The organism is Mycolicibacterium sp. lyk4-40-TYG-92 (genome assembly GCF_030209435.1).
Taxonomy (GTDB): domain Bacteria; phylum Actinomycetota; class Actinomycetes; order Mycobacteriales; family Mycobacteriaceae; genus Mycobacterium.
The window spans coordinates 20,031-34,783 of the sequence record NZ_JARVRX010000014.1 but is presented as its reverse complement, the minus strand read 5'-3'; the positions used below and the strand labels follow the sequence as shown (position 1 = coordinate 34,783).

The window sequence follows — 14,753 nt, the reverse complement described above, 5'->3', positions numbered from 1 at the left end:
TCAGCTCGTGTAGTCGAGCGTCGTCATCATGCCCGCCTCCTGGTGATAGGCGTTGTGGCAGTGCAGCATCCAGTCACCGGGGTTGTCGGCGACGAGCGCGACGGTCAGCTTCTGCTTGGGCAACACGATGAGCGTGTCCTTGCGCGGGCCGCGCCGGCCGTCGGGCTGCAGCACCTGGAACGTGTGCCCGTGCAGGTGCATGGGATGCCACATGGTCGTCGAGTTGGTGAAGGTTACGGTGGCGCGCTGCCCCTGGCGGATGGTCAGGACCTGCCGGTTGTCGAAGCCCCGCCCGTTGATGCCCCAGTCGTACTTCATCATCGAGCCGGTGAGTTCCGCGGCCAGCGAGACATCGGGCGTGAGGGGTCCGAGGTCGACGGCCGAAGCGGCCGTGAAGTCGGCGACGGTGCCGACCTTCCGGTTCAGCTCCGCCGGACGGAACGCGGGGTCCGGCGCGGTGCCGGCGCCGGTGGCGAGCAGAGCTCGCGCAGCGCCGTCCTTGCCTTCGGCCACCGCCACCATCGGGAAGACGCCCGAACCTGCCGTGACGATGACGTCGTAGCGCTCACCCATGCCGAGCAACAGTGCGTCCACGTCCACGGGGTCGACGGGGAAGCCGTCGGTATGAGTGACGGTCATGCGGTGCCCGGCCAGCGCCACCCGGAACGCGGTGTCGGCGCCGGCGTTGATGATGCGCAGCCGGATGCGCTGGCCCGGCGTGGCGTTGAAAACCGTTGGTGCGGACGGAATCCGGCCATTGGCAAGGAAGTACGGGTACTTGACGTCGCCGGCGTCACCGCCGAGCAGCGTGCTCGTCGCCATGGGCATGTCACCCATGCCGCTCATGTCGTGGCCGCCCATGCCCGCCATGGCACGCAGGCCGTCGTAGATCTGCTGGGGTGACTTGCCGGCGCCCGAAGTCCAATCGTCAAGCACCACAATCCATTCCGCGTCATAACGGCCGCCGTCCGCGGGGTCGTCGATGACCACCGGCAGGTACAGCCCGTAGTCCGCGTCGAGGCCGGTGTGCGGATGTGCCCAGTAGGTGCCGGCGTGTGGGACGGAGAACGTGTAGGTGAAGTCGTTGCCGGGCTTGATGTTCGGTGTCGCGGGGGACGCGCCGTCCATGTCGCCCCGCAGGGCGATGCCGTGCCAGTGCACCGAAGTGTCATGGTCGAGCCCGTTGGACACGCGGACCGACAATTCGTCGCCCACCGACGCGCGGACCAGCGGGCCCGGCACCTGGTCGCCATACGCGAGCGTCTGGACGGTGACCCCGCCGAGGTCGACGGTCGCCGGCTGCGGGCGCAGCGCCACCGAGACGGTGCGCCCGGTGTGCGGGCGGGCGGCCTCGGCCGCGGCAATGGCCTTCTGGTCGACGCCGCCGGCCGCGGCGGGGGACGGCGTCCTGCTGCACGCGGCGGCGCCGGCCAGCGCGGACGCGCCGGTGACGGCAGAGGCGATCAGGAAACTACGGCGAGTGAACACTCTGCCGTTTGTACCCCCGGGGGGTATATCCGTCAAGCCGGATCAGCTCGCGAGAAACCTCAGCCGCGGTCGGGCAGCGGCCGTTCGACGATGGGACGACGCGCGTGCGGCAGGCGCTCGCCACGTTTGGCGGCCAGGTAGACGTCCGAGGTCTCGGCGGCAACGTGCTGCCACGAGAAGTCGTGGTTCAACCGGTCGCGCGCGGCGAGGGCGCGCTGCTGCGCGCCCGCGGGGTCGTCGAGCACCTTGCGGACCGCGGACGCCAGCGCGCCGACGTTGCGCGGCGGACAGGAGACACCCGTCTTGCCGTTGATCACCGCTTCACCGAGCCCGCCGACGTTGGAGGTCACCAGTGGCGTACCGGCCGCGGCGGCTTCCAGCGCGACGATGCCGAACGGTTCGTAATGGCTCGGCAGGACCGCGGCGTCGGCCCGGTGCAGCAGTTCCAGCAGACCTGAATGGTCAACGCGGCCAACAAAATTCGTCACCTTGCTGACCTTGGCCTTGCGGGCTTCCTCGACCAGCCAGTCGTACTGGGTGCCGTCGCCCGCGATGGTCAGCGTGGTGCCGGGGTGGGTCCGGCGGATTCGGGGCAGGGCGGCGATGACGTCGTGCACGCCCTTCTCGTACTCGAGCCGGCCGACGAACAGCAGCTCGGCCGGGCCGTCATGCTCGCGCCGCATCGCAAACGGCCAGCCGGCGGTGTCGATGCCGTTGCAGATCACGCTCACGTCGGGCAGCTCGGGTCCGAACAGCTCGGTGATCTCCTCGCCCATGGACACCGAGCAGGTGATGAGCGAGTCGGACTCGTGCACGAGCCACGATTCCAGCGAGTGCACCTGGCGGCTCACCGGGCCGGAGAGCCAGCCCGAATGCCGGCCGGCCTCGGTGGCGTGGATCGTCGAGACCAGTGGCACATCGAAGAACTCGGCCAGGGTCACGGCGGGGTGGGCGACCAGCCAGTCGTGGGCGTGCACGACGTCCGGGGTCCAGTCGCGCAGGCTCAGTCCGGCGCGAATCATGGCGTGCCCCATGGCCAGTGTCCAGGCCATCATGTCGGTGCCGAATTTGAACTCGTTCGGGTCGAGGGCCGCGGAGATCACCCACACGCCTTCGTGCACCTCGTTGGTGGTTGGGTGCGTGCTCGGGTCGGTGTCGGCGGGTCGGCGGCACAGCACCACGACCTCGTGGCCGACGGCGGCCAATTCGACAGCCAGATGGTGGACGTGGCGTCCGAGGCCACCGATCACCACGGGTGGGTACTCCCACGAGACCATGAGGATTTTCATCGGTGCCTTCTGCTCTTCGCGCGAGTGCTCATCGCGGCAACCTCCGCGCGTCCAGGGCGCCGAACAGTCCGTCGGCGCGATTCCAACCTTCCGCGAGCTTCTGGGCCTGATCGCGCCGTCCAGACGCAAGGGCACCGGCGATCTCCCGGGTGGCGTGCGCGTGCAGGTGCGCGCGATAGCGAGCATATTCCGCCGCGGTGTCTTTGCTCACCATGAACGGCCAGTCGCTCGAGACGGTCAGCAGGGCTTCCCGCAGGATCTGATCGGCGACGCGGTCCCGCGCCGGGTAGGCCGAATCCTGCGCCAGGGCCTTGTCCACCGTGGTCAGCGCGGTATCGACGACCTCGGTGTTGAGTGTCACGAAGTCGGCGACCTGCTCGCCGGACCAGACCTGCCAGTCCTTGCCCGAGCCCCAGGAACTGGGCGGCAGTTCGACGGGGGAGCCGACGAAGCCCCTGTTGATCGCATCCGACAGGGTGCCGACCTGGACGCCCGCGGCCGGCAGCGCCCGCAATACCCGCCCCAGCCACTCCGGTCCCTCATGCCACCAGTGCCCGAACAGTTCGGTGTCGAACGCGGCGACGACGTGCGCCGGGCGCCCGGCGCGCTCGGACTCCGAGATCAGCCGGCGCCGCACCGTGTTCACGAAATCCGTGACGTGTGCGTCGATGGCGGCGGTGGCTCGTTCGGGCTCGTAGGGGGCCTTCGACTCCGACGGGATGGTGCGGCCGGTGACCCGCGCCGGCTTGAGGCCGGTGAGGTGGTCGTAGGTGTGGAAGTCGCGGTAGGCCGGGTGCCCCGGATAGCCGGACTTGGGGGACCACACGCGGTAACTGACCTGCAGGTCACGGCCGAAGGCGACGACGTCCGACTCACCCACGGGGCGGCCGAGGGCGGTGTCGCCGTGCAGCGACGGGCCGTCGACCATGAAGTGGGTGACGCCGGCGGCCGCGTAGCCGGTTTCCATACCGGGGGCATAGGCGCATTCCGGTGCCCAGATGCCGCCCGGGGTGTGCGCGAAGCGGGCGCCGGCGTCGGCCAGGCCCTCGCGCAGTGCGAACTCGCGCAGCCGCGGGTTGAGCAGCGGCTGGAACGGATGCGACAGCGGCCCGCCGAGAAGTTCGATGGTGCCCGCGCCGATGAGCTGCCGCAGGACCGGGCTGCCGCCGTGCTGCCAGTGGTCGGCGAACTCGGCGAGTGCCGCGCCGGCCTGCTGGTGCTCGTGAACACCGAAGGCGCGTAACGCTTCCGGTGAGTTGAAGGTCTCGGGTGCGCCGCCGCCGTCGCGGACAGTCGTCGCCTCCAGCGCGCGCAGCTGCCAGTTGGACAGCCACTGCTGCATGCCGGCCAGGCAGTACGGATCGTCGAGCTGAGCGGTGACGACGGGCGTCATGCCCAGGGTCAGCAGGTGGCCGCGACCTTCCTCGGCCAGCTCGCGCAGCACGCGCGTCAGAGGCAGGTAGGCCGTTGCCCACGACTGGTACAGCCACTCTTCGCCGACGGGCCAGCGGCCATGGTGCGCCAGCCACGGCAGGTGCGTGTGCAGCACCAGGGTGAACATCCCCGGTACTGGTGCGGTCGATGAATCACTCACGGCCGCACCGCGATTGCCACCAGGTCGAGGCTGTCGTCGATATCGACACCGGCGGCGTCGGCGTTCAGCAGATCGAAGTCGTCGATCGTCACCGCGGCGACGTCGGCGAGCAGATCTGCGGGCCAGGGCGCGTCGGCCACGGCGCGGTCGATCTGGGCCTGGATGATGGACCCGCCGTGCCGGGCGTCGAGCTCACGCAGCCCGGCGCCGTGATAGACGCCGAGCATGGCCTCCATGACGAAACCCTGCTCGGTCAGCAGTTCCGTCATCTCGGCGGCGTTCAGTTCCCGGGTGTGGAACGGGTTCAGCGGGGTGTCGCTGCCGGGGGTGAAGGTGATCCGGTTGGGCGTGGACATCAGCAGCACGCCACCCGGTCGCAGCACCCGCAGGCACTCGGCGACGAATTGTCCTTGGTCCCAAAGGTGTTCGATCACCTGGAAGTTGACCACGATGTCGACCGAGGCGTCGGGCAGCGGCAGCGCGGCCAGGTTGCCGTGCAGCATCTCGACCCTCGGGTAGCGCGCGCGGATGTGCGCCACCGAGGACTCGTCGTAGTCCAGCCCGATCACCCGGCGCGCGACATCGGCGATGAGGTCGGCGCCGTAGCCTTCGCCGGCTCCGGCCTCCAGCACGTCGCGGTCACGGCAGCGTTCGACCAGTCGCCGGTACACGACCTCGTGGCGCCGGAACCAGTAGTTCTCCTCCGCCAGGTCCGGGACCGTGCGCTCACCGGTCAGTGGCATGACTGGCACTGACTGCGCGTGGCTGTCCGGCTGGGTTTCGGGAAAAGTGCTCATTAGATAGGCAGGCTAGCTCAGAGTGGTCCATGAATTCCCAGGCCCGATCGGTTGGGCCGTCCCACCTGCTGGTTCTGCCATGCTGCCGAACCCCTTCAAGTGTGGTCAAGAAAACAAAAGGCGGCATCCTCGGGCCGCGTTCGACCAGCTATGGTGTTCCTGCGCCATGCCACATAAGTTACCGAGTAGTAACATGTTGGTCGTTGCGTTAATCGTGAATGCCAGGCCGACCGCCGGCCTCATCGAGGAGGACGAACCACACCCATGACGAACATCGTGGTCCTGATCAAACAGGTCCCTGACTATGAGTCGGAGCGCAAGCTCAACGACGGCGACTTCACCCTCGACCGCGAGTCCGCGGACGCGGTGCTCGACGAGATCAACGAGCGCGCCGTCGAGGCCGCGCTGCAGATCAAGGAGAAGGAAGAGGCCGCCGGCGGCGCCGGCACCGTCACCGTGCTGACCGTCGGACCGGAGCGGGCCACCGAGGCCATCCGCAAGGCTCTGTCCATGGGCGCCGACAACGCGGTGCACGTGAAGGACGACCAGCTCAAGGGCTCGGACATCGTCCAGACCGGTTGGACCCTGGCCCGCGCGCTGGGCACCATCGAGGGTGCCGAGCTGGTCATCGGTGGCAACGAGTCCACCGACGGCGTCGGTGGCGCGGTTCCGGCCGTCATCGCCGAGCTGCTGGGCCTGCCGCAGCTGACCTCCCTGCGCAGCATCTCCGTCGAGGGCGGCAAGGTCACCGGCGAGCGCGAGACCGACGAGGGCGTCTTCGGCCTGGAGGCCACCCTGCCGGCCGTCGTGAGCGTCAACGAGCGCATCGGCGAGGCCCGCTTCCCGTCGTTCAAGGGCATCATGGCCGCCAAGAAGAAGCCGGTCACCGTGCTGACGCTGGCCGAGATCGGTGTCGAGGCCGACGAGGTCGGTGTCGCCAACGCCAGCAGCAAGGTGCTGTCGTCGACGCCGAAGCCGGCCAAGGCCGCGGGCGAGAAGATCGCCGACGAGGGCGAGGGCGGCAACAAGATCGCCGAGTACCTCGTTGGTCAGAAGCTGATCTAGCCCCCACCACACCGAAACTTCCAGAAAGACACAGAGGCAAATACGCATGGCTGAAGTACTTGTGCTCGTCGAGCACGCCGATGGTGCCCTCAAGAAGGTGAGCACCGAACTGATCACCGCTGCCCGTGTGCTCGGTGAGCCGTCGGCAGTAGTGGTGGGTGCCCCCGGCACCGCCGCGCCGCTGACCGACGCCCTCAAGGCCGCCGGTGCGGCCAAGATCTACGTCGCCGAGTCGGCCGACGCGGCCAACTTCCTGGTCACCCCGACCGTCGACGTGCTGGAGGCTCTCGTCGAATCGGCCGGCCCCGCCGCGGTTCTGACCGTCGCCAGCACCGAGGGCAAAGAGGTCGCCGGTCGGCTGGCCGCCCGCCTGGGTGCCGGCCTGCTGGTCGACGTCGTCGACGTCAAGGCCGGTGGCATCGGCGTCCACAGCATCTTCGGTGGCGCCTACACCGTCGAGGCGCAGGCCAACGACGTGCTCCCGGTGATCGCGGTCCGTCCGGGTGCCATTGAAGCTGAAGCCGCCGACGGCGCCGGTGAGGTCGTCAACGTCGAGGTTCCGGCCCAGGCCGAGAACGCCACCAAGATCACCAAGCGCGAACCGGCCGTCGCCGGTGACCGTCCGGAGCTCACCGAGGCCAGCGTCGTGGTCGCCGGTGGCCGTGGTGTCGGCAGCGCCGACAACTTCGCGGTCGTCGAGGCCCTGGCCGACTCGCTCGGCGGTGCCGTCGGTGCTTCGCGTGCCGCGGTCGACTCGGGCTACTACGGCGGTCAGTTCCAGGTCGGCCAGACCGGTAAGACCGTCGCCCCGCAGCTGTACATCGCCCTGGGCATCTCGGGCGCCATCCAGCACCGCGCCGGCATGCAGACGTCCAAGACCATCGTCGCGGTCAACAAGGACGAAGAGGCCCCGATCTTCGAGATCGCCGACCTCGGCATCGTGGGTGACCTGTTCCAGGTCGCCCCGCAGCTGACCGACGCCATCAAGGCTCGCAAGGGCTAGTTTTCTCTGCGTGAGCAGAAGCGAAAGTGCCCCAAAACCTCGGTTTTGGGGCACTTTCGTGTCCGGGGATGACTACTGACAGCAACTAGATACGGTGGTGCCGATGTCGAGCCAGGATCGCGGGCCGGTCTTGCGCGGCCGCGACAAAGAGATCACGACGCTGCGCGGTCTGCTGTCGGCCGCACGGTCGGGCAGCAGCCAGGTGCTGGTCCTGCGCGGCGAGGCGGGAATCGGGAAGACCGCGCTGCTGCGGCATGCCGTCGACGCCGCTGGCGGATTTCGCTGTGTCCAGGTGACGGGCGTCGAATCCGATATGGAGCTGGCATACGCGGGCCTGCAGCAGCTGTGCGGGCCGCTGCTGCATCACCTGGACGAGCTGCCGACGCCGCAGCGCGAAGCGTTGGACGTGGCCTTCGGCCGCGGTGCCGGGGCGGCGCCGGACCGTTTCCTGGTGGGGCTCGCGGTGCTGAGCCTGCTGGCCGCCGCGACGGCGGACCAGCCGCTGTTGTGTGTGGTCGACGACGCGCAGTGGCTCGATGAGGTGTCGGTGCAGACCCTCGCCTTCGTCGCGCGGCGCTTCCTCGCCGAGCCCGTCGTGCTGCTGTTCGCGGCCCGCGATGCCGGAGCGCAGGCGCTGCGGAGCCTGCCGGAACTGGCGGTCACGAGGTTGTCGGATGCCGACGCCAGGGGCCTGCTGGACTCGGTGCTGTTGGGGCGTGTCGACGAGCGCGTGCGCGACCGCGTTGTCGCCGAGACACGGGGGATCCCGCTCGCACTCCTCGAGATTCCCCGCAGTGTTTCTGCCGCCGAGCTCGCCGGTGGTTTCTGGAACATGGGCGCTGGGCGCAGCGTCATGGTTCAGCTCGAGGACGCCTACCGGCGGCGCGTCGAGGCGCTGCCACCGGCTGCCCAGCGACTGTTGTTCCTCGCTGCTGCCGATCCGGTGGGGGATGCGGCGCTATTCCAGCGGGCCGCAACGACTTTGGGGCTGTCCGTCGGTGCGCTGGCGCCGGCCGAGGCGGCGGGTCTGATCGAGTTCGGCGCGCGGGTGCGGTTCGGCCATCCGTTGATGCGTTCGGCGATCTATCGTGCCGCCGATGTGAACGAGCGCCGATCGGTCCACCGGGCGCTGGCCGAGGCCACCGATCCGCGGCACGACCCCGACCGTCGGGCGTGGCATTTCGCCCACGCGGCGGCAGGACCCGACGACGCGGTGGCCGCGGACCTGGAGCGATCCGCCGGCCGGGCCCAGAGCAAGGGCGGCATCGCTGCGGCGGCGGCCTTTCTCGAACGTGCGACGGTGCTCACTGCAGACCCGGCAGTGCGCGCGGCCAGGGCGCTCGCGGCGGCACAGGCCAAACGCGACGCGGCGGCTCCGGCCGCGGCGTACGAACTCCTGTCGATCGCCGAACTCGGGCCACTGACGGATCTGCAACGGGCGCAAGTGGATCGGTTGCGGGCCCAGATGCAGTTCGCTCGCAGCCGTGGCGGTGGTGCCGGCGTGCTGCCGCTCAGTGAGTCAGTCCAGGCGTTGCTGGCGGCTGCGAAACGTCTTGAGTCGCTTGATGACGGCCTCGCCCGAGAGACGTATCTCGAAGCTCTCGCCGCGGCGATGTATGCCGGACGGCTCGGCGGGCCGGACATGCTGGTACAGGTGGCCGAGGCCGCGGGGGCTGCGCTGGGCCACGGAACCGACCTGGACCGACCCGTCGACCTCTTGTTGAGTGGTGTGGCCAGCCGCATCACCACCGGCGGTGGTACCGAGCAGATGCGTGCCGCGCTGGAGCTCATATGCCGGCACGCACAGGACGCCGACGGCCAGGTCCTGCGGTGGATGCCGCTGGGACTGGCCATCGTGCAGGAATCTGCCGTCGACGAGATCTGGGACGACGGCATCCACCGACTACTGGCCACCGCCGCGATTCGCCAGGCGCGCGATGCCGGCGCCCTGGCCGTGCTTCCGTCCGCGCTGGCGTTCGGGGCCGGCGTGCATCTGCTGGCAGGCGAATTCGACACGGCGGCAGCGCTTATCGCCGAGGCCGCCGTCATCTCGGCGGCGACCGACTATGCGCCGTTGCGGTACCACTCGCTGTCGTTCGCGGCATTTCGGGGGATCGCGGCTGACGCCATCGGCCCCATCGAGTCCGCAGCGGCCGATGCGGCGGCACGTGGCGAAGGCCGGGCACTCGGCGTCACAGGGTTTCTTTCGGCTGTCCTCTACAACGGACTCGGGCGCTACGCCGAAGCGTTCGCCGCGGCCAGAAACTGTTGCGAGTATGACGATCTGGGCTTCTACAGCTGGAGCCTGATCGAGCTCGTCGAGGCCGCGACGCGTTTGGGGGACAAGGGAACTGCGGAGTGGGCCGTGCAGCGGCTGGCTGCGCGCGCGGGTACCAGCGGCACCGACTGGGGGCTGGGGGCGCTCGCCTACGCGCGCGCCCTGGTGGCCGCCGACGAGGACGCGGATGCGCAGTACACCGAGGCCGTCGAACGGCTCGGGCGCACCGGCGTCGTCTTCCTACTGGCCCGTGCCCATCTGTGTCACGGTGAATGGCTGCGCCGCATGAACCGTCGCGTGGCAGCGCGAGAGCACCTCGGAGCGGCGTTCGAGATGTTCAACCGCATGGGTGCCGAGGCATTCGCGGAACGGACGCGCCGCGAGCTGATCGCCGCTGGGAAGAAGGTCCGCAAGGAGCCGGTCAGTTCCGGTGACGAGCTGACAACCCAAGAGGCCCAGATCGCCGAACTGGCCGCCGGCGGTCTGACCAACCAGGAGATCGGGGCCCAGCTGTTCATCAGCACGCACACCGTCGAGTGGCATCTGCGGAAGGTCTTCGTCAAGCTCGGCATCACGTCGCGGCGGCAATTGCGCACGGTCTTCCCCGTGAGCTGAACTGCGCCACGGACCACGAACTTCCAAGGGTCCGCCGTGGACCGCGATCGGCCATGCTGATCGCATTCCGCGAAAACCCTTGAAGCGAAGAGAGTTCTGTGTCCCGCATCCTGTTGCAGACGACCATCATCGAGTGCGCCGACGATTGGGACATCAGCCGGTTCTCGATGGTGGCGGACGAACTGCGAGCGCGCGGTCATGACGTGACCGCACGCAACCGGTCGTGCCATGCCGACGACCCGGTGCTGAGCCGGCTGGACGAGTTCGATTTCGACCAGTTGTGGCTGTTGGCAGTCGATGTCGGTGACGGCCTGACGCCGGCCGACGCCGACGGTATCCGGCGGTTCCGCGAGCGCGGCGGCGGTGTACTCACCGCGCGCGATCACCAGGACCTCGGCTGTTGCCTGAACCGCCTCGGATTTCTCGGTGTGGTCAACGAATTCCACGACCCGAGCCTCGATCCCGACGAGCGCTGCGACGACCAGGACAATCCGCACATCTCGTGGCCCAACTACCACTCCGGCGCCAATGGCGACTACCAACCGGTGTTGATCGATGGTGAGCCGCACGAGCTGCTCCGTACGAACCGCACCGCAAGCGGGCACGTCGAATGGTTCCCCGCGCATCCGCATGAGGGAATGGTGTCCCAGAATCCTCCGCTCGCCCGCGCCATCGCGAAAGGCCGCAGTACCGCGACCGGCCGGCACTTCAACCTTGCCGTCGCTGTCGATGGGGAACGGTCACCGGACGGCCGCCCGATCGGGCGCGCGGTCGCCGAGTCCACGTTCCACCACTTCGCCGACTACAACTGGGATCTCACCGCGGGTGCACCGTCGTTCGTGTCCGATCTTCCCGGCACGCAGATCGGGGACGACCCGGCGCGGCTGGCGATCTTCAAGGACTACGTCGCCAATATCGCGCGGTGGCTCCACCCGGTTTCGACTACGGGCTTTCAAGGGTCCGAGCAGGTTGCATCGCGACGAAGCTGAATACCGCAGCCAGGGCCACGCGGTCCGGGACCGTGGAAGGGGACAAGGCATGAGGCTTCAGACAGCGGCATCCACCGCACCGGCTGGTGGCCGCGAACCCGACCAACCGGTGCCGTCGTATTACGCGCTGACGGTCGGCGACATCGACGTCGTGGTGATCAGCGACGGCGTCCTGCCGATGTCGTCTCCGCAGCTGGCCACCAATGCCGACCCGGACCTGCGGGCCGCCTGGTTGGACGACATGTTCCTGCCGCCCGACGAACTCGCGTTGCCGCTGAATCAGGTTGTCGTCCGCCGTGGAGACCAGACCATCCTCATCGACGCCGGAGTCGGCGTCGACTACCAGGACTTCACGCCACGGGCCGGGCATTGGGGTGAGCGTCTGGCGGCCGCCGGCGTCGACCTCGCGGACGTGACCGACGTGGTCCTCACGCACATGCACTTCGATCACGTCGGCGGCCTGCTCGTCGAAGGGGTGAAGGACCGGCTGCGCCCCGACGTGCGAATCCACACCGCGGCCGCGGAGGCAGAGTTCTGGGAGTCGCCCGATTTCTCCCACACCAACGTGAACGAAGCGATGCAGGACGCGATGCGATCTTCCGCCACAAGGTTTTTGGACAAGTACCGCAACGTATTACGGCCATTCGAGACGGAGTACGAAGTGGCGCCGGGAATGCTTGTTCATCGCACCGGCGGGCACACGCCGGGGCACAGTGTGGTCCGGCTGGCGTCCGGCGGTGACCGCCTGACGTTCGCCGGTGATGCCGTGCTGCAGGCTGGATTCGACCATCCGGACTGGTTCAACGGTTTCGAACACGACCCCGAGGAAGCGGCGCGCGTGCGCGTCCAGCTGTTGCAGGAGCTGTCATCGACTCGCGAGGCGCTGGTCGCGACGCACCTGCCGTTCCCGTCGGTCTGCCATGTGGCGACCGCGGGCAACGCCTTCAGGTGCGTGCCGGCCGTGTGGGAGTCGTGAGTGCCTGTCGGCCGTCAGATCACCGAATTCAACTGAGGAGAAACAATGTTCGACAACGCCGACCTGATGAAGGCCATCACGACCATCCAGACCGTGACGCCGCCGTTCATTCCGGCCGATGCGCACGTGATGACGTCCATAATCGAGTGGCCGGCGGGAAGCGCGGGAGCACCGCCACACCGGCACCCTGGAGGACCGTCGTTCGGTTATGTCTTGGAGGGCGAGATGCTGTTCGAATTGGAGGGTGAAGCGCCGCGGGTGATCAAGGCCGGCGAGGCGTTCTGGGAGCCGGGTGGCGACATCATCCACTACTCGGACGCCAACAACCGCACTGACGTCCCACTGCGCTTTCTGGTGACGATGATCTGCACGCCCGGCGTGCCGATGCTCGTGATCGTCGATGACGAGGAACTCGAGACCCGCAAGGACCGGCGAGTCCGGTGACGACCGGGTTCGGCGACATCGTCCGGTCGCGCCGGTCATCACGGATGTTCTTGCCGGACAAGCCGGTTCCGCGGGAACTGCTCGATGAGGCGCTGGAGCTGGCGATCCGGGCGCCATCGAACTCCAATACCCAGCCGTGGCACGTCTACTTCGCCACCGGGGACCGGCGTGCACGGTTGGTCGACGCGCTCCTCGCTGCGGTCGACGCGGCACCGCCCGCCGTCGGTTCGGCGGGCCTGCCGGCCCAATTTGCGTACCTGCGTCGGGAAAGCGGTGCCCTGGTGTACGGCGCGATGGGCATCGAGCGCAGCGATGCGGCAGGCCGCTGGGCCGCGCAACGGCGTAACTGGGAGTTCTTCCGCGCCCCGGTCGCCGGGGTGGTGTGCATGCACCGCGATTTCGGCGCTGTCGATGCGATGGGTGTCGGGATGTTCCTGCAGACGCTCATGCTGGCGTTGACCGAGCGGGGCCTCGGGAGTTGTGCGCAGGTGTCGATCAGTTTCTATCCGGCGGTGCTGCGTGCGCAGCTCGGCATCCCCGAGGAGCTCACCATCCTGTGCGGGATCTCGATCGGCTACCCCGACCCCGCCTTTCCGGCGAACCACCTTGACACGCCGCGTAATCCGCTCAGCGACAACGTGGTGTTCCTCGACGACTGACGGTCGGCGGACTACGGACTTTCCGGGGTCTGCGGGCCCTGTGCGACTGCCAGTGTGGAAGCCGCACAACCGAAACAAATCGAAAGGGTGTGTCTGATGAAGATCACTGTGATGGGTGCCAGCGGCCAGATCGGTTCGAAGGTCGTCGCGCTGCTCAAAGAAGCCGGCCACGAAACCGTGGCGGCGTCGCGGGACAGCGGCGCTGACGTCCTGACCGGCGCGGGTCTGGCAGAGGCGTTGGCCGGTTCCGACGTGCTGGTCGACGTCGTCAACTCGCCGGACTTCTCCGACGGTCCGGTGCTGGACTTCTTCACCAAGTCGGCGACCAACCTGACGGCCGCCGCCACGGCCGCGCGTGTCGGGCACTACGTCGCGTTGTCGATCGTGGGGTGCGACGGCCTGCCCGACAGCGGGTACATGCGGGCCAAGGTCGCCCAGGAACGCATCATCACCGAGTCGGGGCTGCCGTACACGATCGTGCGGGCCACGCAGTTCCATGAGTTCGCCGAGGCGATCACCGCATCGCTGACCGTCGACGGCGAGGTGCGGGTGCCCGAGGGCCTGATCCAGCCGATCGCCGGTGCCGACGTCGCCGCCGAAGTGGCCCGGGTTGCTCAGGCCGCTCCGGTCAACGGCATCGTCAACATCGGTGGACCGGACAAGCTGACGTTCGCCGGCCTGGCCAAGCTGGCGCTGGCCCATCGCGGGGAAAGCCTGCCGATCGTGGTCGACCCCGCAGCCGTCTACTTCGGCACCAAGGTCGGCGACACCGGTCTGGTCACCAGCGGCGACGCCATCATCTCGGACCTGCACCTGGCGGACTGGCTGGCCACGCAGTGACGGAGCTGGCCGGGCTGACCGCGCTGGTGACGGGCGGGACCGCGGGAATCGGGTTCGAGACCGCGCGCCTGCTCGCGGCCGAGGGTGCGTCGGTCATCATCACCGGACGCTCCGCCGGCCGCGGCGCCGCCGCGGCCGCTGAGCTCGGGGTGCGGTTCATCGCCGCGGATCTGGCCGATCTCGAATCGGTGAAAAGCCTTGCCCGCCAATGCGGTGATGTCGACATCGTGGTCAACAACGCCGCCAGTTTTCCGGGCGCGCTCACCGTGGAGCAGGACGTGGCGACATTCGAGTCCACCTTCGACACCAACGTGCGCGGCGCCTACTTCCTGGTGGCAGCTCTGGTACCGGGCATGTTGCGCCGAGGCCGGGGGAGCATCGTCAACGTGACCTCCATGGTCGCGTTCAAGGGTGTCCCCGGGGCATCCAGTTACAGCGCCTCCAAGGCGGCGCTGGAATCGTTGACCCGCACGTGGGCAACAGAATTCGGACCGCAGGGCGTGCGCGTCAACAGTGTGGCGCCCGGGCCGACGGCAACACCGGGCGTGGCTGCCGAATGGGGTGACACCAACGACGAACTCGGTCGCGCGCTGCCGCTCGGCCGGACGGCACAGCCGGGCGAGATCGCGCAGGCCGTGCTGTTCCTCGCGTCGCCACGGTCGAGTTTCATCACCGGGTCGACGCTGCATGCCGATGGCGGCGGCGCCGCCGCCTGA

The 14,753-nt window shown here is 68.5% G+C and carries 13 protein-coding genes; 9 read left to right on the top strand and 4 right to left on the bottom strand.

Annotated features, from left to right (window positions below; genetic code table 11):
* Genes QRN63_RS19950 through QRN63_RS19935 form a run of 4 tightly spaced genes read right to left on the bottom strand, consistent with a single transcriptional unit; the run spans nucleotide 1 to nucleotide 5,168 of the window.
* Nucleotides 1–1,488 (bottom strand): multicopper oxidase family protein, encoded by a 1,488-nt coding sequence (locus QRN63_RS19950; RefSeq protein ID WP_285032386.1) that lies wholly within the window; start codon nucleotides 1,486–1,488, stop codon nucleotides 1–3.
* A 59-nt stretch (nucleotides 1,489–1,547) separates the two neighbouring features.
* Nucleotides 1,548–2,777, bottom strand: coding sequence for a glycosyltransferase family 4 protein (locus QRN63_RS19945; RefSeq protein WP_267316581.1), 1,230 nt, complete (start codon nucleotides 2,775–2,777; stop codon nucleotides 1,548–1,550).
* Nucleotides 2,778–2,805: 28 nt separating this feature from the next.
* Nucleotides 2,806–4,338 (bottom strand): 1,4-alpha-glucan branching protein domain-containing protein, encoded by a 1,533-nt coding sequence (locus QRN63_RS19940; protein WP_285032686.1) that lies wholly within the window; start codon nucleotides 4,336–4,338, stop codon nucleotides 2,806–2,808.
* Between the two features lie 29 nt (nucleotides 4,339–4,367).
* Nucleotides 4,368–5,168, bottom strand: coding sequence for a class I SAM-dependent methyltransferase (locus tag QRN63_RS19935; RefSeq protein WP_502888166.1), 801 nt, complete (start codon nucleotides 5,166–5,168; stop codon nucleotides 4,368–4,370).
* 264 nt (nucleotides 5,169–5,432) lie between these two features.
* Here QRN63_RS19935 and QRN63_RS19930 point away from each other — a divergent pair, with 264 nt between their 5' ends.
* From QRN63_RS19930 to QRN63_RS19890, 9 genes are all read left to right on the top strand, one after another.
* Nucleotides 5,433–6,233, top strand: coding sequence for an electron transfer flavoprotein subunit beta/FixA family protein (locus QRN63_RS19930; protein WP_029119907.1), 801 nt, complete (start codon nucleotides 5,433–5,435; stop codon nucleotides 6,231–6,233).
* A gap of 46 nt (nucleotides 6,234–6,279) precedes the next feature.
* On the top strand, nucleotides 6,280–7,236 hold the full coding sequence (locus tag QRN63_RS19925; RefSeq protein WP_267316582.1) for an electron transfer flavoprotein subunit alpha/FixB family protein: 957 nt from the start codon (nucleotides 6,280–6,282) through the stop codon (nucleotides 7,234–7,236).
* 103 nt (nucleotides 7,237–7,339) lie between these two features.
* Nucleotides 7,340–10,129 carry a helix-turn-helix transcriptional regulator gene (locus QRN63_RS19920; protein WP_285032383.1) on the top strand — a complete coding sequence of 930 codons (2,790 nt, stop codon included), beginning with the start codon at nucleotides 7,340–7,342 and terminating at the stop codon, nucleotides 10,127–10,129.
* Between the two features lie 98 nt (nucleotides 10,130–10,227).
* Complete coding sequence (locus tag QRN63_RS19915) at nucleotides 10,228–11,118, top strand: hypothetical protein (protein WP_285032382.1); 891 nt, start codon at nucleotides 10,228–10,230, stop codon at nucleotides 11,116–11,118.
* Between the two features lie 49 nt (nucleotides 11,119–11,167).
* Nucleotides 11,168–12,094 (top strand): MBL fold metallo-hydrolase, encoded by a 927-nt coding sequence (locus QRN63_RS19910; protein ID WP_285032380.1) that lies wholly within the window; start codon nucleotides 11,168–11,170, stop codon nucleotides 12,092–12,094.
* 45 nt (nucleotides 12,095–12,139) lie between these two features.
* Nucleotides 12,140–12,538, top strand: a complete 399-nt coding sequence (locus tag QRN63_RS19905) for a cupin domain-containing protein (RefSeq protein WP_285032378.1) — start codon at nucleotides 12,140–12,142, stop codon at nucleotides 12,536–12,538.
* Entirely contained in the window at nucleotides 12,535–13,197 is a 663-nt protein-coding gene (locus tag QRN63_RS19900) for a nitroreductase (RefSeq protein WP_285032375.1), read from the top strand. Before QRN63_RS19905 ends, QRN63_RS19900 begins: the two co-directional genes overlap by 4 nt.
* A gap of 96 nt (nucleotides 13,198–13,293) precedes the next feature.
* Nucleotides 13,294–14,037, top strand: a complete 744-nt coding sequence (locus tag QRN63_RS19895) for an SDR family oxidoreductase (protein ID WP_267320544.1) — start codon at nucleotides 13,294–13,296, stop codon at nucleotides 14,035–14,037.
* Nucleotides 14,034–14,753, top strand: a complete 720-nt coding sequence (locus QRN63_RS19890) for an SDR family NAD(P)-dependent oxidoreductase (protein WP_267320543.1) — start codon at nucleotides 14,034–14,036, stop codon at nucleotides 14,751–14,753. Before QRN63_RS19895 ends, QRN63_RS19890 begins: the two co-directional genes overlap by 4 nt.